The organism is Alteromonas aquimaris (genome assembly GCF_026183695.1).
Classification (GTDB): Bacteria; Pseudomonadota; Gammaproteobacteria; order Enterobacterales; family Alteromonadaceae; genus Alteromonas; species Alteromonas aquimaris.
The window spans coordinates 1-16,607 of record NZ_JAPFRD010000002.1; the positions used below are offsets into that span (position 1 = coordinate 1).

Annotated in this window: 16 protein-coding genes; 12 read left to right on the plus strand and 4 right to left on the minus strand. The window is 45.3% G+C overall.

Annotated elements, in window-relative coordinates; translation table 11 throughout:
• Positions 1–264, plus strand: a 264-nt coding sequence (locus tag OPS25_RS00205) for a TIGR02391 family protein (RefSeq protein WP_265615628.1), incomplete at its 5' end; no start/stop codon positions are given.
• A gap of 455 nt (positions 265–719) precedes the next feature.
• A complete protein-coding gene (locus OPS25_RS00210) occupies positions 720–1,025 on the plus strand; it encodes a hypothetical protein (RefSeq protein WP_265615629.1) in 306 nt (101 codons plus the stop codon).
• Positions 1,026–2,462: 1,437 nt separating this feature from the next.
• Here OPS25_RS00210 and OPS25_RS00215 read toward each other — a convergent pair.
• Positions 2,463–5,231 (minus strand): choice-of-anchor B family protein, encoded by a 2,769-nt coding sequence (locus tag OPS25_RS00215; RefSeq protein ID WP_265615630.1) that lies wholly within the window; start codon positions 5,229–5,231, stop codon positions 2,463–2,465.
• Between the two features lie 139 nt (positions 5,232–5,370).
• On the opposite strand from OPS25_RS00215, the gene OPS25_RS00220 reads away from it, so the two are divergent.
• The 10 genes from OPS25_RS00220 (at position 5,371) to OPS25_RS00260 (ending at position 13,421) form a co-directional block, all read left to right on the plus strand.
• Positions 5,371–6,099 carry an MbnP family copper-binding protein gene (locus tag OPS25_RS00220; protein ID WP_265615631.1) on the plus strand — a complete coding sequence of 243 codons (729 nt, stop codon included), beginning with the start codon at positions 5,371–5,373 and terminating at the stop codon, positions 6,097–6,099.
• The gene (locus OPS25_RS00225) at positions 6,045–7,178 is read left to right on the plus strand and encodes an MbnH family di-heme enzyme (protein ID WP_265615632.1); all 1,134 of its coding nucleotides are present in this window, start codon (positions 6,045–6,047) and stop codon (positions 7,176–7,178) included. Before OPS25_RS00220 ends, OPS25_RS00225 begins: the two co-directional genes overlap by 55 nt.
• A 116-nt stretch (positions 7,179–7,294) precedes the next feature.
• A complete protein-coding gene (locus tag OPS25_RS00230) occupies positions 7,295–7,624 on the plus strand; it encodes a hypothetical protein (RefSeq protein ID WP_265615633.1) in 330 nt (109 codons plus the stop codon).
• 882 nt (positions 7,625–8,506) lie between these two features.
• Entirely contained in the window at positions 8,507–8,827 is a 321-nt protein-coding gene (locus OPS25_RS00235; protein WP_265615634.1) for a DUF3718 domain-containing protein, read from the plus strand.
• 56 nt (positions 8,828–8,883) lie between these two features.
• Positions 8,884–9,669, plus strand: coding sequence for a LytR/AlgR family response regulator transcription factor (locus OPS25_RS00240; protein WP_265615635.1), 786 nt, complete (start codon positions 8,884–8,886; stop codon positions 9,667–9,669).
• Between the two features lie 151 nt (positions 9,670–9,820).
• Complete coding sequence (locus tag OPS25_RS15965; protein WP_407080201.1) at positions 9,821–10,126, plus strand: CidA/LrgA family protein; 306 nt, start codon at positions 9,821–9,823, stop codon at positions 10,124–10,126.
• Positions 10,123–10,854, plus strand: a complete 732-nt coding sequence (locus OPS25_RS00245) for an LrgB family protein (protein ID WP_265615636.1) — start codon at positions 10,123–10,125, stop codon at positions 10,852–10,854. The genes OPS25_RS15965 and OPS25_RS00245 overlap by 4 nt, the downstream gene beginning before the upstream one ends.
• 171 nt (positions 10,855–11,025) lie before the next feature.
• Positions 11,026–12,018: a response regulator gene (locus tag OPS25_RS00250; RefSeq protein WP_265615637.1), complete on the plus strand. Its 993-nt coding sequence runs from the start codon at positions 11,026–11,028 to the stop codon at positions 12,016–12,018.
• Positions 12,019–12,059: 41 nt separating this feature from the next.
• A complete protein-coding gene (locus tag OPS25_RS00255) occupies positions 12,060–12,509 on the plus strand; it encodes a PAS domain-containing protein (RefSeq protein WP_265616126.1) in 450 nt (149 codons plus the stop codon).
• A 156-nt stretch (positions 12,510–12,665) separates the two neighbouring features.
• Positions 12,666–13,421, plus strand: coding sequence for a YggN family protein (locus OPS25_RS00260; RefSeq protein ID WP_265615638.1), 756 nt, complete (start codon positions 12,666–12,668; stop codon positions 13,419–13,421).
• A 214-nt stretch (positions 13,422–13,635) separates the two neighbouring features.
• Here the strand turns inward: OPS25_RS00260 and hemW are convergent, their stop codons facing one another.
• Genes hemW through srmB form a run of 3 tightly spaced genes read right to left on the minus strand, consistent with a single transcriptional unit; the run spans position 13,636 to position 16,569 of the window.
• Complete coding sequence (gene hemW, locus OPS25_RS00265) at positions 13,636–14,775, minus strand: radical SAM family heme chaperone HemW (RefSeq protein ID WP_265615639.1); 1,140 nt, start codon at positions 14,773–14,775, stop codon at positions 13,636–13,638.
• Positions 14,768–15,373, minus strand: coding sequence for an RdgB/HAM1 family non-canonical purine NTP pyrophosphatase (rdgB, locus tag OPS25_RS00270; protein ID WP_407080202.1), 606 nt, complete (start codon positions 15,371–15,373; stop codon positions 14,768–14,770). The genes hemW and rdgB overlap by 8 nt, the downstream gene beginning before the upstream one ends.
• A complete protein-coding gene (srmB, locus tag OPS25_RS00275; RefSeq protein WP_265615640.1) occupies positions 15,370–16,569 on the minus strand; it encodes an ATP-dependent RNA helicase SrmB in 1,200 nt (399 codons plus the stop codon). Before srmB ends, rdgB begins: the two co-directional genes overlap by 4 nt.
• Positions 16,570–16,607: the final 38 nt, after the last annotated feature.

Consider the following 16,607-nt stretch of genomic DNA (forward strand, 5'->3'; position numbering starts at 1 on the left):
CTATTATCGACAATTAGCCGAAGATACGGCAGCATGACTCAAACAAATCCGCCTCCGAATTTACCGGCGCGATTCAAAAAAGGGTTTGCCAACTTTTTAAAAGGTGTATTTGGAACATTTCGCAATACGACAGCTCACGCGCCCAGAGTAACATGGGTAATTGAAGAGCAAGATGCTTTGGATATACTCTCGACTGTTTCGCTAATTCACAGGCGGCTGGATGGTGCAATAGAAGCTCAAAAACTGTATCGAGGCAGGCCATAATTTGGTCACTCATTAGTAAAGTGTTGATCGTCCGCTTTATCTATTGATGCCTGTCAGTGCTTACTCTAAAACAGCTGAATATGTGAAGCGGTCGTTGGCCCATTAAGTTATTAATGGCATTAATGAGCAATAGACAGACACCCAAGATTTATGCATTATTTAATTTTCAAGTGTGAGGGAGTATGAGCGAAGAGTTGACTCGACCTCGATACCTCGAGGTTTCAAATCATTTCTTCCACGATGCTCGAGATTTTTTTATCCGATATAAGCATTGTATGGAAAGCGAAGGGCCGTTGTTTTATACGCCTCAGTCAATGCGTATAAAATCGTTCATTGATCTGCGGATGGGTGTTGAGTCAGTCTTGAAATCTTTGATCTGTTATTTTGAGAGTGCGGATAGGCAAGGCAAGACGCTTATTAATTGGATCGAAAAGTATCGGCACGACATTGGGAAAATGTTAAGGAAAGTTCGTCCTCATCTGCCAGAGAATATTGTCAAGGATTATGAGAACGATATTCTTAAAATGGATGGCTTACCAGTTGGACTGCGGTACAGATTGGATGCCTGGGACTTCCGTGGCAACAGAGAAGACTCCTATAACGATACGATAGGCAGTGATTACTGGTTAAACAGAATCCAAGAAGCGCTTTCAAAGCTAATTGATTTCTCAAATGAAAACCTAAAATCTCACAGTCGAATAGTGAGGTCTTCTGAATTATGGGACGAGGTCATGGAGCCTCGATACGAGAAGTACATTTAAACCGATAGTTCTGCATGAAAGAGGACTCTGATTAGTGAAAAACCTGCCTATAAAGAATATGGAAGGTCTTCGATTATTGAACTTAGCTGGAGACTGGAGCCATTAACCAGCCAAAAGATAGCTGCCATAGTTACGTATTCAGGAAGCATAGAGTATTATCTCGAACGAGCGATATGGAGATGCGAAGGTATTGATCCTAATGGTATAAGACCTGAAACAGACGCAAAGCCGATTTCGCAGTTGATACCATCCTTTAAAAAGTTTTCTGAAAACCTCGAAGACAATAAAAATAAAAGCTTTATTCAACTTTGGTGTGCAGCCTGTGCCTCGGGCTTTATAATTAGAAATAACATTGTCCACGGTGTGGCCGGTGTACTTGGTGACACTCTTACTTATTCGCGAAACCCATGTTGGTATGGTGAACGACGCAAACGTGAGTTTGGTGACTTTTGGATTGATGCTAGCACGCTTGATATGGTCTGCGACTCATTTGCTGTATTGTTTCGGATAATAGTAAAAATCGAGAGGGGAGAGGAAACTCTACACGAAATTTCTACACCACTCGTGGTACGCGCTTTACAAGAGTCGCAATCAATACTAGGCGAATTTAGCAGACAAAGTTATAACCCGTCATTTAAGAACTATTAGTTTTCTAATATCTGCTATTAACGGTTGCGTTGTTTAATAGGCTGCTTCGTAGTTGATTTTCGGATTAGATAATTTAAACGTCCGTTTCTTGTCTATTGATGCCCATCAATGCATGCTGTTAGGCGGTTCCATACGAAAATCGGCCCGCCAGTTTTTTTTACACCTAATTCAGAGTTGTACATTTTCCAAACCTTTAGGGCTCGTGTTGAAAGAGAATGAAGCCAGCATGCTAATAAGCGTTTAGCTAAAGCCTTGTTGTTTCAAAAACTGGAAGACAAAAAGTAGGAAATGCATTCTCAGCAAGAAAAGCAGCGATGGATGCAGCATTGGGAAGTATTGCGCGGTCATATCGTTAAAACTTTCAAAGTAGAAAAATTAACCCGTATAAGCTAATGCAAACATCATTTGCGAGCATCGGATAAGAAATTGAATATCACTTTTTTTGATCAAAGTGGGTGTTTAATAATTTTGGTCGATGTCTTTACCCACTCCTTGCAGTAACAACAAATTCAATAAGACTCTTCAAGGGACTCTTTGATTAGTGACATTTAATAAAATGATAGTGGATGCTAACTTATAAGGGCAGTAAATATAGAGATTTTAGGAAAATGGTTTTCGTTCTATCTGCCGATTATGAGTCGGATGCTCTAACCAACTGAGCTATGGGGCCGTTGAAGATTTGTTTGATTCGCCTGAACAGGTTTTTCAAAACGGGGCGAAGTATAAGCACTTTTTTTATGCTTGTCACCCTACTTGAAGCCCCTTTTCATGCGAAGTGGGTTTGATTGGTTAAAAATGAGTCGACGGGGCTTTGTTTTTATTTGTTTTCAAAAGCAGAGTGAAGGTAAGAAAGAGCAGCCACCACTGGCCCAGGGAACCCCCACCTCCGGAGCCGGTGTTACTGTCTAGTCCTTCGTTACCTGTTCCACTACCGTTATCTGCGATAACGCTAATACTGACATTATCGCTAGCACTGGCGCCCAGTTCATCTGTTACGGTTAGGGTGATGACTAGGGTGGTGGCTGTCTGGGGGGCAGTGAATGATGGGGTCAAGCTGTCCGCCTGAGCAAGGGTAACGGTTTCGCCTTCAGACTGTCGCCATGTATAGGTAAGGCGATCGTTTTCGGGGTCGCTGGCACTGGCGTTGAGCTCTACCTGCGCGCCGGCACTGACAGTTTGATCGGCACCAGCATTAACCTGTGGTGGCTGATTGGATTCGTTGTCGCGAATTGATACCGTGGTGGTGGCAATGTCTCCCACTGCATTTTCGTCGGTGCCTGTAAGCGTGACGGTGAGGGTTTCTGTTTCCTCTTCTATTTCATCATCGTAGAGAATAAGGGAAATAATTTTATCCTGATTGTCGCCATCTTCCCAAGCCAGCTCGCCAGATTGGGGTTGAAAGTCTTCACTACTGGCGGTACCTGCAGTCACTTCAAAGGTGACGCGTAACGCGCCCTGCACACCGCCCACGCGTGCCACGTTGAGATTGTACAAGGCTACGGTTTCAGCAACTTCAAAGCGGTCGCTGGTAAAGTTCGCCACACCTTGGTTGCCCCGTTCACTTTTGATATGCACCGCTAACAGCCCGGACCCATTTTTTACATTGCCTGTGGAAGGGTTTATCAAGCGTATGAAAAATGTCTCAGTAAATTCATCGTCTTCGTTTTCATTAATGTCGATTTCGATGTTCTGGTTGGGATCGTCAGCCGCGTTCCAATTCAACGTACCGTCACTGGCGGTGAAGTCAGTATTGTTCGCCGAACCATAGATTATTCGATAATCTACATTGATATTGGCAGCGCCTTGTCGTTGCACTGGTAACTGCACCGTCTCGCCTGGCTGAACGGTAATTTCGGTTTCAGTAAATCCTACCGTCGTCGGGGCATCCACACTGGTGTCATCACGAAATATATACAGTCCCCCTTGAATGTCGCTAACTAGCACGATATCGCTGGGTAAAAAAGGGTACACACCCCAGGCGCCGTTAAACGCAGCGTTGTCTGACGAGGGAAAGGTATCGAAAGAGCCTATTTCCGCAGGGGAGGTAGGATCGCTAATGTCTAATACTGTCAGCCCGCGTTCGTAATTGGAAAAATAATAGCGATTCCCTTTTGCATAACCGTTGTGATCGATGGCACGCGTATCACCTTCCCAAGTGGTAACTAAGTTGGGTACGGTTAAGTCGCTAATATCGAATACATACACCGCGGTGTTGAGACTGAGTGAGGACTCATCCATTTCATCATGTACGAACAAATACTGATTGTCTTCGCTTGGCCAGCCGCTGTGGGTGTAAGCTAAATTAGGGTAGGTGGTTTCGCCTATCTGCCATGGGATTTGTGGGTTGCTGGTATCCCATAAGCGCACACTCTCTTCATTAAAATCCAAAATAACGCTACATGAAATTGAACTGCTTCCCTTACAGTCTTCGCGCGCTCGCTCGTCGGTAACGAAAAAGCCTGATACATCATGGGAGTAGTCCGTTCTTGAGGCAATTTCATTACGATAAGCTGCCGTGGGCTTACTGGGCGTGGATAAGCGATAACTTCTCCACGCCCCAAAAAAATTCTCCGCGCCCGCAACGATCAATTCAGACGTACTGCCCGGAAGCGAGATATTTAAGCCCGGATCGGTGTGAGTTATGTAGATGTTATGCGCGCGGACATCATCCGTCAAAGCGTCAACTTCATCAACACGGTGGGGCAGCTGGTTCAAGTCGAGAATGCGTAAGTTCTCACTCGCGCTATCGGCACTGATATAAGCAAAAGCCCGCCAACTGTGGGTAGGGCGGTTAAAGTATTGATATACCTTTATGTCTCGCCACGTAGTGGCCGCTCCGCTAATTGACCCCACAATTTGCGGTGATGCGGGATCACTCACATCCACCACGGCCACTCCACGACGCAATCCAATCAGGGCATATTCGCGCATGGTGTTAAGATCGACGTGGCCCCAGATATCGTTAGCTGAAGCTGAATCGGTGGGCAATTCTGCTAACGGTAGGTGAGCCAACAACGAAATATTTTGACATGTGAATCCGGCTGCCATGCCATCAACACACTCGGCAGTACTATGACGGGTGGTAAGTTGGGTGACAGACTGCTCAACTTGCTTTAATACCGCCGTTGTGATGTTTTGCTTGCCGTCTGCAATGACGTTAAAACCCTTAGCAGAGAGTTGCTTCGCAAATTCTAAAGGCACCCCCGAAAGCACCGTATCATAACGGGAAGGATTTTGGATCTGGTAGTGGTCTGTTCGGCTATAGCCGCCGAACACCGGCACCAGTTCATTAATAAGGTGAAATAGCGTGTGTTCATCATGCACGGGGTAATGACCGGCCGAGACCAATATCTGGTCGCCTTTATTGGCTTGCGATGTGGCATACGCTATGGTTTCACAGGGACGAAAACGGTTTTCACAAGCCCCAGTATCTTTGCCATCATTCGCCACGAAGCGATACTTATCGCCTTCACTATGTGCTTGAACTGCTTGACTGATCGTTAAACTTAGCAGCACAATCAATCCAGGCAGGGAAGAAATCAGACTAAACAAATGCAATGATTATTCACTTTTCACTTTGCCATCTACCTATTAAAATTTAGCAGAGTGGTTACTAATTGTGCAGTTTTTGATGCAAGCTTATTTTCGTTGTCTACCCCTTATACTGTGTCTGGCTATAGCTGGATGCGATGGGTTTATGTTCACAAGGCCGGGCGCTGGCGAAATCCCTGTCACCGTAAAAGGGATGGACACCAAGACCTGTCCCTATGAAATTAAATTAGCCGGTGAAAGGTGGCAAATTGACTATTTCGGCTTTTACCTAAGCGATCCGCAAGTGAGAATAGATGGCAAGTGGCAGCGGATAAAGTTTGAAACCACACCGTGGCAAACGCCCGACATAGCGTTACTTAAATTTCACGCCAACTGTCAGGGTGCTAATGCCACCAATACGAGCTTAAAACTGGTCGCGACCAAAGAGCTGATGAAGCGGTCTACCGCGTTTCGTTTTACGCTGGGGTTACCGTTTGCAGAAAATCACGCTAATCCTCTTACCCAGCCTTCACCGTTAAATGATAGTTCTATGTTTTGGTCCTGGCAGGATGGGCATAAGTTTTTGCGAATGGATCTTCGCCAAAAACAAAATTTGGAGCATACCTTTTCCTATCACTTAGGCAGTATTGGATGCACCTCCGACTCAGCCGTGCGTCCCCCAGCAAAATCGTGCACCTTTACCAATCGGGTGAACGTAATATTGCCAGCCACCCAATTAGACTTTGATCTGGCATTGGAAGTGTCTCTGCCCCACCTGATTATGCAAACGAAGTTAATGGAGTCAGAAGGGTGTATGTTTGAAGCGCCCGACGCCGGGGTATGCGGCCGATTGATGAAAAATCTGCAGAGTCGACCGTGGATAAATTGGGATTAACTGCGTCTACGGCACTTGTATTAACGGGGTGGCTGCTCACAGCTTGCCAACCCCAAAGTACGCCGTACAGGTTTAGCTTACCCGAAAATGTTCCTCTTCCTGTTATTCCAGCTGATAACCCCATTACCGAGGAAAAAGTCAATTTGGGGCGTAAGCTATTTTATGATACCAGCTTAAGCGCAAATCAATCCCAATCCTGTGCCTCGTGTCACCAGCAGCCATTCGCTTTCGCGGAACCTGCCATGCACGCCACGGGCTCGACAGGTGAAAAAGTGCCGCGTAACACTATGGCGTTAGTGAATGTGGCGTATAACAGCGCGTTTACCTGGGCGCATAACGGATTCAGCCATATTGAGCAACAATTGATGATCCCGTTGTTCAACGAGTCACCGGTGGAATTAGGCATAACCGGCAGTGAAGAAATTATTCTCCAGCGTTTATCTACGCCTGAATATAGGTCATTATTCGAATCTGCATTTGCCTCAAATAAACCTACCTTAGATGGGGTAGTCAAAGCGCTGGCCAGTTTTGTACGTTCCATTACCTCCTTCAATAGCCCATTTGACCAATACGCTTATCAAGGTGATGACACTGCCATGACCTCACAACAAATTCAGGGAATGAACCTGTTTTTTTCCGAACGGACAGAATGCTTTCATTGTCATGGTGGGCTCAATTTTAGTCAGTCCAGTACACATGAGGGACAAAGCCTTATCTTACAGCCTTTTCACAATACTGGCCTTTATAATGAAGATGGGGAGGGGGCCTACCCCGAATCGGACCAGGGATTGCTACGCATCACCCACCGTGGCGAGGATATGGGAAAGTTTCGTGCGCCAACATTACGCAATATCGCTGTAAGCGCGCCCTATATGCATGATGGTAGTCTAGCCACGCTTGAAGATGTAATTGAGTTTTATGCTCAGGGCGGCAGAGGGGAAGGTAAAGGCAACCCATATAAAAGCCCTTTTATCAAAGGTTTCCAATTAAATGAGGATGAGAAAAAAGCGTTGGAAGCCTTTTTGAAGAGTTTAACCGACGATACCTTTCTGACGGATCCTGATTATGGCCCACCTTAAGTTAAGGAAGGCGGCAAAAATGTTACGCAAATGCTGTATCTAGTAAGTGCATTATTGATTGTTCTTTGATATCTTTTGCCTGCTAACAGTATTACAAAGCCAGTACGGAGATAATAATGACAGAAAGACCCTTTCTGGTAAGCGGTCGTAACACCATCATCCACAAAGTAAGAAAGTTAGATCTTTTGGTTGTCAATGGTGACGATGCTCCACCCATTATAGTGACCTATAAGGGAATAAAGCGCTACGAAGGTCAGGTTCCTGAGAATAAGCGTGACGCAAAGATGATGGATATGGAATTAGTAGATATTACTGCTGGCGATGTATTTGGCGATGAGAAGACCTTACTTTTCATCCAAACGCTAAATGGCAAAGAATACAAAATCGATTACAGCAAATCAGGTACGGAAATGTTCATCAAAATCCATCAGGATAGTACGTTCTAAGTACTAGATATTCTATCAGCTTGCGGGGGATTAACCTTACTGCCCCCCAGTTGCTGCGATTACTTCGTTATCGCCTGACCTCGCGAGCAAATTTCCCTTTTATGCAACGATATAAACGAAAGCCACGTCGATCCTAATTAATTGGTAAGGCATCTAAATCGCACGGGGTTCTCTCCATATCTGTTTGTTTCATCCTGGCGTCACTCACGAATACCAACATCCGCGCGGGAGCCGTCTTTGATGTAACGGCGTTGGCTGGCTACCGACGGGACATAAAAAAGCCTTAGGGATTCTTCAAGCAGCCCCACTAAAACTTATTCTGTGCGCTTCGCATAGCGGGTGGAATTAACACTAGCGCGGTAGCACGGGCAGTGAAGCTGCTTACAGCAACGACTTTGGGCAGTCATTTCCGCTCACTCTTGATAGGTGTAACGTATCACGATTTCTTATGGCATTGTTTGGCTAACCAAGCAGCATTCCCGCTAGCATACGGTGGGGGCTTCTCCAGCAAATTACATCCTGGTTCCTTTCTCAACATATGGTTGAGTGACCAGCTTGACGCATAGGTAACCACAAGCTTTATCCTGATATCACGATATCCACGCGTGCACCTACCCAGTTAGTTCCGTGAACGATTTTCAATTGGGCATACGGCGAATGGGTTATTATTTTTCATCATCACTTTTTACCTGGTAACAAAGTGTGTGGGTTGTACGTTGAATTACCTGTCGGGGCGATTATTAGTCGGCCCCAAGACCCCATTAATCGCAACATCGCACCGACTTGCGGTTTACCGAATTTAGCAGGCGATCCTTAACGGTATTACCTATTTTTGAATTACCTTTTTCGTTGATGGGAAAGGATACAAAAGAGGAAAGCGTCATGAAAAAACATATAGCATTGATTACGACTTTGTTTGCCACTGCTGGCTTAACAATGACTAGCGTTACTGTAAGCGCAAAAAGCATTCCTTATGAAGCTGAACTGAAAAAGGTATGTTACGCAATTGCTTCTGGAAACAAATTAAAATTTAACCGGGCGATAAAAAACAGCAGAATTAAATTCAGAGAGTTGAATAAAGGTTTGCTTTGTAACGGTCAGGATATGCTGACTTTTGCTGGAAATTATAAATCTCCATCCTTATACGCGTCGATTGAAAGACGCGCGGGAACAAAAACCCAGACCTTGACAGCAAAACGATGAGCACTTTCATCACTGCCTCTGAAAATGCCTTCAGAGGCAGTTGATATTCAGCAGTTATGGACCGAAAAGTTTCTCATATTGGGATTATTGCCGTTCAATCGCAGCCGGTGGCCGTTGATCTAAAAAAACGACTCATCGACATGGCGGTGTTTGACGCAGTGAACCTGGCTATTCCGTCGACTATGCCGGTTAGTGAGCTTACGCATTTAACGCTTTTTTGTGATATGGCGACCTGGAAGCATGTTGCTGTGCTTCCTTATCGAATAGAACGATTAGTGTTGATTGGGTTAAACAATCATGATGCCCTTGAGGCGTTTACCCACAATGCGTTTAGTTTTCTCACGACTCCCTTGGTGGACGAACAAGTTGAAAAAGTTTGCCAGCGCTTAAAGCAGCAACGAGGTAATGATGAGATTGTGTCGAAGTGGCGGGCGATTCAACACGGTCTAAGTCAGCAACTCGGGATCTCGAAAACCGCTGTTTCTGCGCATATACTGCGTTTTTGTGAGGCTGAAAATGACAATGTTCTCGTGTTAAAAACACTCACCAACACCGTTTTTCTACCTTGGCAAGATATTATAAAGATAGAAGCTGAAGGCGATTATATGCAGGTGTTCACTAAACAAGATCCCCTTATTGTCCGCAGTAGTATGGGGGCATTGCTCAAAAAACTTGATAATCAGCACTTTTTGAGAATAAGCCGGTCGCTTACAGTAAATATGAGGTATGTAGTGAATATTTTCTGCGACCAGCAATCCAATTATTATGTGCAACTTACCGATAACTCGGTAGCAAAGTTTTCTACCCGCTGGTTTGAACAGTATCGTAATCGTCTTCATTAAAAAAGCAGCCGGCTCTTCCTTTTTAGTTCAAGACGATGACGTTTTTACGTTACTATGATCACATTCTTGGATAAGTGAGTAGAGAGTCAATATCAAACATTATCTGATTGGCGGGCTATGTATTTTGCTCAGTTATGTAGGTGGTGAATTTTTGGTTGTACACTTTTCACTGCCGCTGCCCGGCGCTTTAATTGGAATAGCGATATTATTTTGCTTGATGACGGTTTCCTCGGCATCCGCACAATCGATAAGTCACGCGGCAAAACCTCTGTTGACTCACATGTCTTTCTTTTTTCTTCCGGCAGTTCTTGGAATAGCAATTTACTGGTCAACTCTTCAACAAAACATCGAGGCCCTTTTATTAGCATTAGTCGGCACCACCGTTTTCAGTCTTTGTTTTAGCTACTGGTTAGCCAAAAAGGTATTACCGTCGACCTCATCGGTTGAGGATAAATGAGCGAAATTATTAACCCTCTTGTCTCAGTAGTAAAAAGTGTAATTACGTTTAATGCAGTGCTTTGGATAACGCTTTCCATTGCAATCTATATGATAGCTTCGCGCTTGTATGCAAAGACCAAAGGCCATCCGTTAACCCTGCCGCTACTGACCTCTGCTTTGGCACTAGGTGGTATCCTGCACTTTCTGAATATACCTGTTGCAGATTATCAGCAGTCAACCCGTTTGATCCATTGGTTACTGGGGCCGGTGACCGTCGCCCTGGCGGTACCGCTTTATTTTCAATGCAAACATATCGCAAACCTGGGCTGGCGGCTTTGGCTGGCTATCTTTGCCGGCGGTGTATTTGCCCCCGCCCTGGCCTGGGCGATACTATACTGGTCTAGTGTACCTGTGGCGCTCTCCACGACCATGCTGGTTAAATCGATTACTACGCCCTTGGCAATGGAAACGGCAGAATTAATCGGAGGGATCCCAGCCATGGCAGCGGTATTCGTCATTTTCACAGGGATGGTGGGGGCAATAGTGGCGCCATGGGTATTTAAATGGCTGGGGGGCGACAATGCCGAAGCGCAGGGCGTCGCCCTAGGCACAGTGGCACATGCGATAGGGACGGCCAAAGCATTGCAGATATCTGAACTGACTGGCGCCCTCGCGGCAATTTCATTGTCATTAAATGGAATAATGACCGCTTTTATTCTGCCAATGTTAATTTCAACTTTAGGATAATGGACATTTAGTGGATAAATGCTATTTGTTACTACAGTAAAAACTTTCGCTAAGTTATAGCTGGTGTATTAAAGTGATGTAATAAAGATAATCTACCTCCCAGTGGTAACAAATCTCGGAATTGCATGCGTTAGCAATAGCCAACATCGTTAAGGATGGTAATAAAAATCAATGTTTTCAGTTTTAGTATGTGATGATTCGTTAGTTGCCCGCAAACAGGTAGCTAAATGCTTGCCTCAGGATTGGGAAGTGGCAGTGCATTTTGCCAAACACGGTGGCGAAGCGATAGAAGCACTGCAACAAGGGAAAGGGCAATTGCTCCTGCTAGACCTCAATATGCCGGTGAAAGATGGCTATCAGACGTTAGAGGCAATTCAGCAGCTTGGCCTGCCTACCAAGGTTGTTGTGATATCGGGTGACATACAGCCTGAAGCACATCAACGGGTCACCAAACTGGGTGCCATAGATTTTATTCAAAAACCGGTTAAAGCCGATAAATTGCGCGATGTGCTAGTAAAGCATGACATTCTTAAAAATTATGAAGCGACTGAAGAGGAGAGTTTGCTCGATCCTGAAGTACGCGATTGTTATCAGGAAATAACCAATATCGCGATGGGGCAGGCGGGCGATCATTTGGCCCGTATTATGAACGTGTTCGTGCGTTTACCTATTCCAAATGTCAATCTTATCGAGGTATCTGAGCTACATATGATGCTGACAGATATTGAGCAGCACGAGCAGGTGACGGCCGTGTGCCAGGGTTTTTTAGGGCCGGGAATTCGTGGTGAAGCGCTGTGTATTCTGAGTGATTCCAGCTTCGAGGATGTGGCCAAAATTCTCAATATCAAACAAGAGGTGGACGATCAGATCCAGCTTGAATTATTAATGGACGCAGCAAGTTTGCTGATTGGTACCTGTTTGGCAGGTTTGGCAGAACAAATGGATGTCAATTTCAGCCAGGGACATCCCGTGGTATTAGGTCAACATCGCCTGATCACTGACATCGTCAATATGAACAGTATAAATTGGCGTCGCACCCTCGCGATCGAATTAAGTTATGGTTTGGAAGGGTACAATGTGCAATGTGATTTGATTTTGCTGTTTACCGAAGATTCTATGAGCACCATGAATAAGAAACTTTCGCACCTGTTGGAGGATGAGTAGTGGCCAATGATGCCTTAGATGAACTCAGAGAATTTCACTGGATGGCAGATATGTTGCAATCCGTGGATGTGGGTATAGTGGTATTAGATCGTGAATACAAAGTGCAGGTTTGGAACGGCTTTATGGAAAGCCATAGTGGTCTGTTACCCAGTGAAGTACAACAAAAATGCTTATTTGACTTGTTTAACCATATTGAAGAGGAATGGTTCGCGCAAAAGGCCAAACCCGTATTTGAGCTAAAAACCCGCGCCTTCATGACGTGGGAACAACGTCCCTACTTGTTTAAATTTCCCAATTATCGCCCGATCACGGGTAGCGAGCCCTTCATGTACCAGAACATAGCGCTGTCACCGTTAAGGTCAACTACCGGTACAGTGGAGTTTATAAGCATGATGATTTACGACATGACCGATATTGCCAGCGGTAAAAAACAACTTGAAGCGCTTCAGGTAAGCGAAAGCGTGGCAGCAGAAAGAGGGACGCAACCTTAGGTTCAGTAAAAGTGTCAGCTGCTTGCCTAAAGTTGTTTTCGGCTTATATATTAGCGAATTAACCTCATTGTCCTTTTCATTTTTTACCACCCCATGCATTATTATTTCATGAATGTAAAAACATGCCTTACTTTTATCTTGCTGACCACAGTTTGCATGATAGATCTACTCAAGCCAGCGCAGGCGGAATTTACCTGTGACATCGATTTCGCCTATGGAATACTTGTCACAGAAGACCAGCTTCGCGTACTGGATGAATCCCGCACCATAGTGCAAATAAACCATCAGTCACAATTGTTTGTTGGCGGCCGTTGGATTCAGTTGAACCAGACTGATACAAAGTTACTTCATGAATATGCTTCAGGCTTACATTATGTTATCCCTAAGATGATTATCTTGGCCACCGAGGGAGTGGAACTGGCCATTGAAACTATCGACCATGTTTATCTGGGGTTGGTAGGAAGTGATCACGAAAGCTATGAAAAAATCAGAGTGGCGATGGAACGTGTTCAGCATAAAGTAAAAGACAAGTTTCGCCATACCGGGCCGTACTATGCCATAGGGCCAGGCTCATTAGAGAGTGTTGATGAATTTGTCGATAGTGAAATAGAAGCGCAACTGGAAGAAGCCATATCAACCTCCATTGGGGGCATTTTATCTGCTATCGGGGGCATCAATACCACAGACCCAGAGTTATCCAGCAAAAAAGTGGAACAGATTTCTCGTCAATTAGAGGAAATGGGAAAGCAAATTGATAAGGACGTGGGCCCTCGCGCGTCGACACTTAAAAATAAAGCCAAATGGTTTTGCGATACCCTGACAGATCTAAATAAGGTGGAAGAGCAACTCCGCCGTCATATCCCGCAATTAAAGCCGATTGACGTGATCACTGCTGACAAAGGGAAGGGCTAACTGTCAATAAAATTTACAGTCAGCAAATTGCCTTTTTTTAAATTGTTCAAAATTCAGTATGTTACGAACTGGCACATTACTTGTTAGATAACCAATATCGCATTTGACGTTTTGATGAGAACTATTTTGGTTAGATAGTTAGCAATCAGTGGGTGCGTTTAAATTCGTTTCGTGAAGTAAAATCCCGGCCTGGTTAGCCGGGATTTTTTTGGTTTTAAACCAAAGCACTCAGAAGTGTATTTAAATAGCGATGCCCTTTAGGAGTCACTTGCCAATAGCTGTCCGCCAAGGTCAATAAACCTTGATCAGCTGCCTTCTCCAGTTCTGCACCTTGTTGAGTCGACAGTTGTACGCCAGTGAACGCTTCAAACTGCTCAGTTGGGCAGGGTTCAGTGAGACGAAAACGATTCATAAAAAATTCAAACGCCAAATCGTCGCGTTTAACGCTATCGTTATGGTCAATATACGGGCGCGCAAGGTCCATATAACCCCTCGGGTGCTTTACTTTAACGGTGCGTCGGATCGTGCCTTTGGATGCATCTGTCAGCTTGCCATGCGCCCCGCAACCGATGCCGATATAATCGCCAAAGCGCCAGTAATTTAGATTATGCTGGCATTGTTTACCGATCTGACTGTAAGCTGAAATTTCGTATTGCTGATACCCATGCTGTTTAAGCAATGCATGTCCTTTCGCCTGAATATCCCACAATATATCATCGTCGGGTAATTGCGGAGGTTTCGAATAAAAGGGCGTATTGGGTTCGATGGTAAGTTGGTACCAGGACAAATGCGGTGGCGCTAACTGAATAGCGGTGGTTAAATCGGACAGGGCATTGTCGACAGACTGTTCAGGTAAACCGTGCATCAAATCAAGATTAAAACTAGCAAGTTCTGACTTACGCGCAATATGAATAGCGCGTTTTGCTTGGTCTGTATCGTGGATACGTCCAAGTAGCTTTAAATGTTGCGACTGAAAACTCTGCACGCCTACCGACAATCGGTTCACACCAGCCTGCACGTAACCATCAAAGCGCGCGGCTTCCATGGTTCCGGGGTTAGCTTCCATGGTAATTTCAGCCTCACTGTCAACCTCAACTCGTGCGTGGATCCCCGCCAACAAATCTGCAATGCCCTGCTCTGAGAATAAACTGGGTGTGCCGCCGCCGATAAAAATGGTTTCTACCGCACGGCCTTTGACTAACTTCGCATCGATAGCCAAATCATCGAGTAAATGTTGTATGTATTCCTTTTCGGGTACGGTTGATTTCACCCCGTGTGAATTAAAATCACAGTACGGGCACTTTTGCACACACCATGGAATATGTACATAAAGGCTAAGTGGAGGATTACGCAAATACTTGTCTCATTTGTGTCATTAAACCGCCTAGCGCCTGCCCGCGGTGACTGATTTGATTTTTTTGCATCTTATCTAGCTGTGCGGCAGTACATTGAAATTCATTGACATAGAATACCGGGTCATAACCAAACCCTGCTGTGCCTTCCTGGGTGTGCGTAATGGTGCCGTGCCATTCGCCCTGACTGATCACAGGTACCGGATCATCACCATGACGCATCATTACCAACATACAAAAAAAGTAGGCTTTACGGTTTACTTGCCCCTTCAGTCGGTCAAGTAACAAATCAATATTGTCCTGATCGGATGCCCCCTGACCAGCGAAGCGCGCTGAGTAGATGCCTGGTGCGCCATCTAATGCGTCGACCACAATACCGGAATCGTCGGCAATGGCAGGCAAGCCAGTTTCTTTTGCCGCATGACGGGCTTTTATGATGGCGTTTTCAATAAAAGTGGTACCGGTTTCTTCAACCTCGCTTACGCCCAGCGCCCCTTGCGAAACTATTTCAATACCCAGCTCACTGAACAAGGTTTCAAATTCACGAAGCTTGCCTTTATTGCCAGAAGCGAGCACAATTTTTTTAGGAAAGATGGTCACTTTTTCCCCTTCGATTTACTTTTCAACTTTTTCTTTTTACGGACTGTAGAAGGCGCTTTATGTTTAGGTCTTAACTCGTCTATTACTCGGGCCTTCAAAGGCTCGTTAATGTAACGACTGACTCTACCTACCATTTCAAAATCATGCGCTTCAACGAGTGAGATAGCGATCCCTTTAGCCCCGGCTCGGCCTGTTCGTCCTACCCGATGCACATAAACATCAGCGGAACGTGGCATATCGTAATTGATGACATGACTTACATTGGGAACATCGATACCTCTGGCCGCCACATCGGTGGCGAGAAGAATCTTCACCTTTCCTTCTTTAAAAGATGCCAGGGCGGCATTACGCTTATCCTGAGGCATTTCCCCTTGCAACCAGCTAACGTGTAGTCCCTGCGACATCAATTTACTTTTCAGCATATCCAGCCGATCGCGTGTTTTAATAAACACAATGGCGTTTTCGATCTGATGAGTAAGAATATGAACCAGCAATGCATCTTTATGGGCTAAATCATCGGCCAGGTGATACCACTGATGGGTTTTCGCTTTTTCTTTACGGGACGGATTGGCGGTGACTTCAACCGGATCTTTGAGGATATCCGAAGCAAACCGTTTCACGCCCACGCCTTCGAGTGTGGCAGAAAACAGCATATTTTGTTTCCGCCAACGAGCCTCGCCAGCGATTTGGCCCACGATGCCGCCAAATCCCATATCCAGCATACGGTCAGCTTCATCCAGAATTAAACATTCAATATCCCGGCAGTCCGCGTGCTCATTGTTAATATGCTCAAATAAGCGACCGGGTGTTGCCACCAAAATATCCAGGCTCTTACTTAAAGTTTCGTTGTCAGTGCCATAATTGATGCCACCAGTGATGACGCCGCAAACCAAATCTGTATATTTGGTAATGGCAAGGGCTTGTTCATACACCTGCAGCGCGAGTTCGCGGGTGGGGGTGAGAATAAGCATACGGGTTGCGCCCGGTTCTTTGCGCGGGAAATCCAGCAAATACTGGCACGCAGGCAGTAAAAACGCTGCCGTCTTGCCTGTGCCAGTTGGGGCAGAAGCCAGAATATCCTTACCTTCTAAAGCAGGAGGAATAACTAATTCCTGAATGCTGGTGGGACGGGTAAAATTCATATCTGCCAATGCGTGGCATAAGTCTGAATCGAGATCTAAGTCTTCAAAGGTCATATAAATGCAGATAGCCCGGTAAATTGGGCTATTGTAGC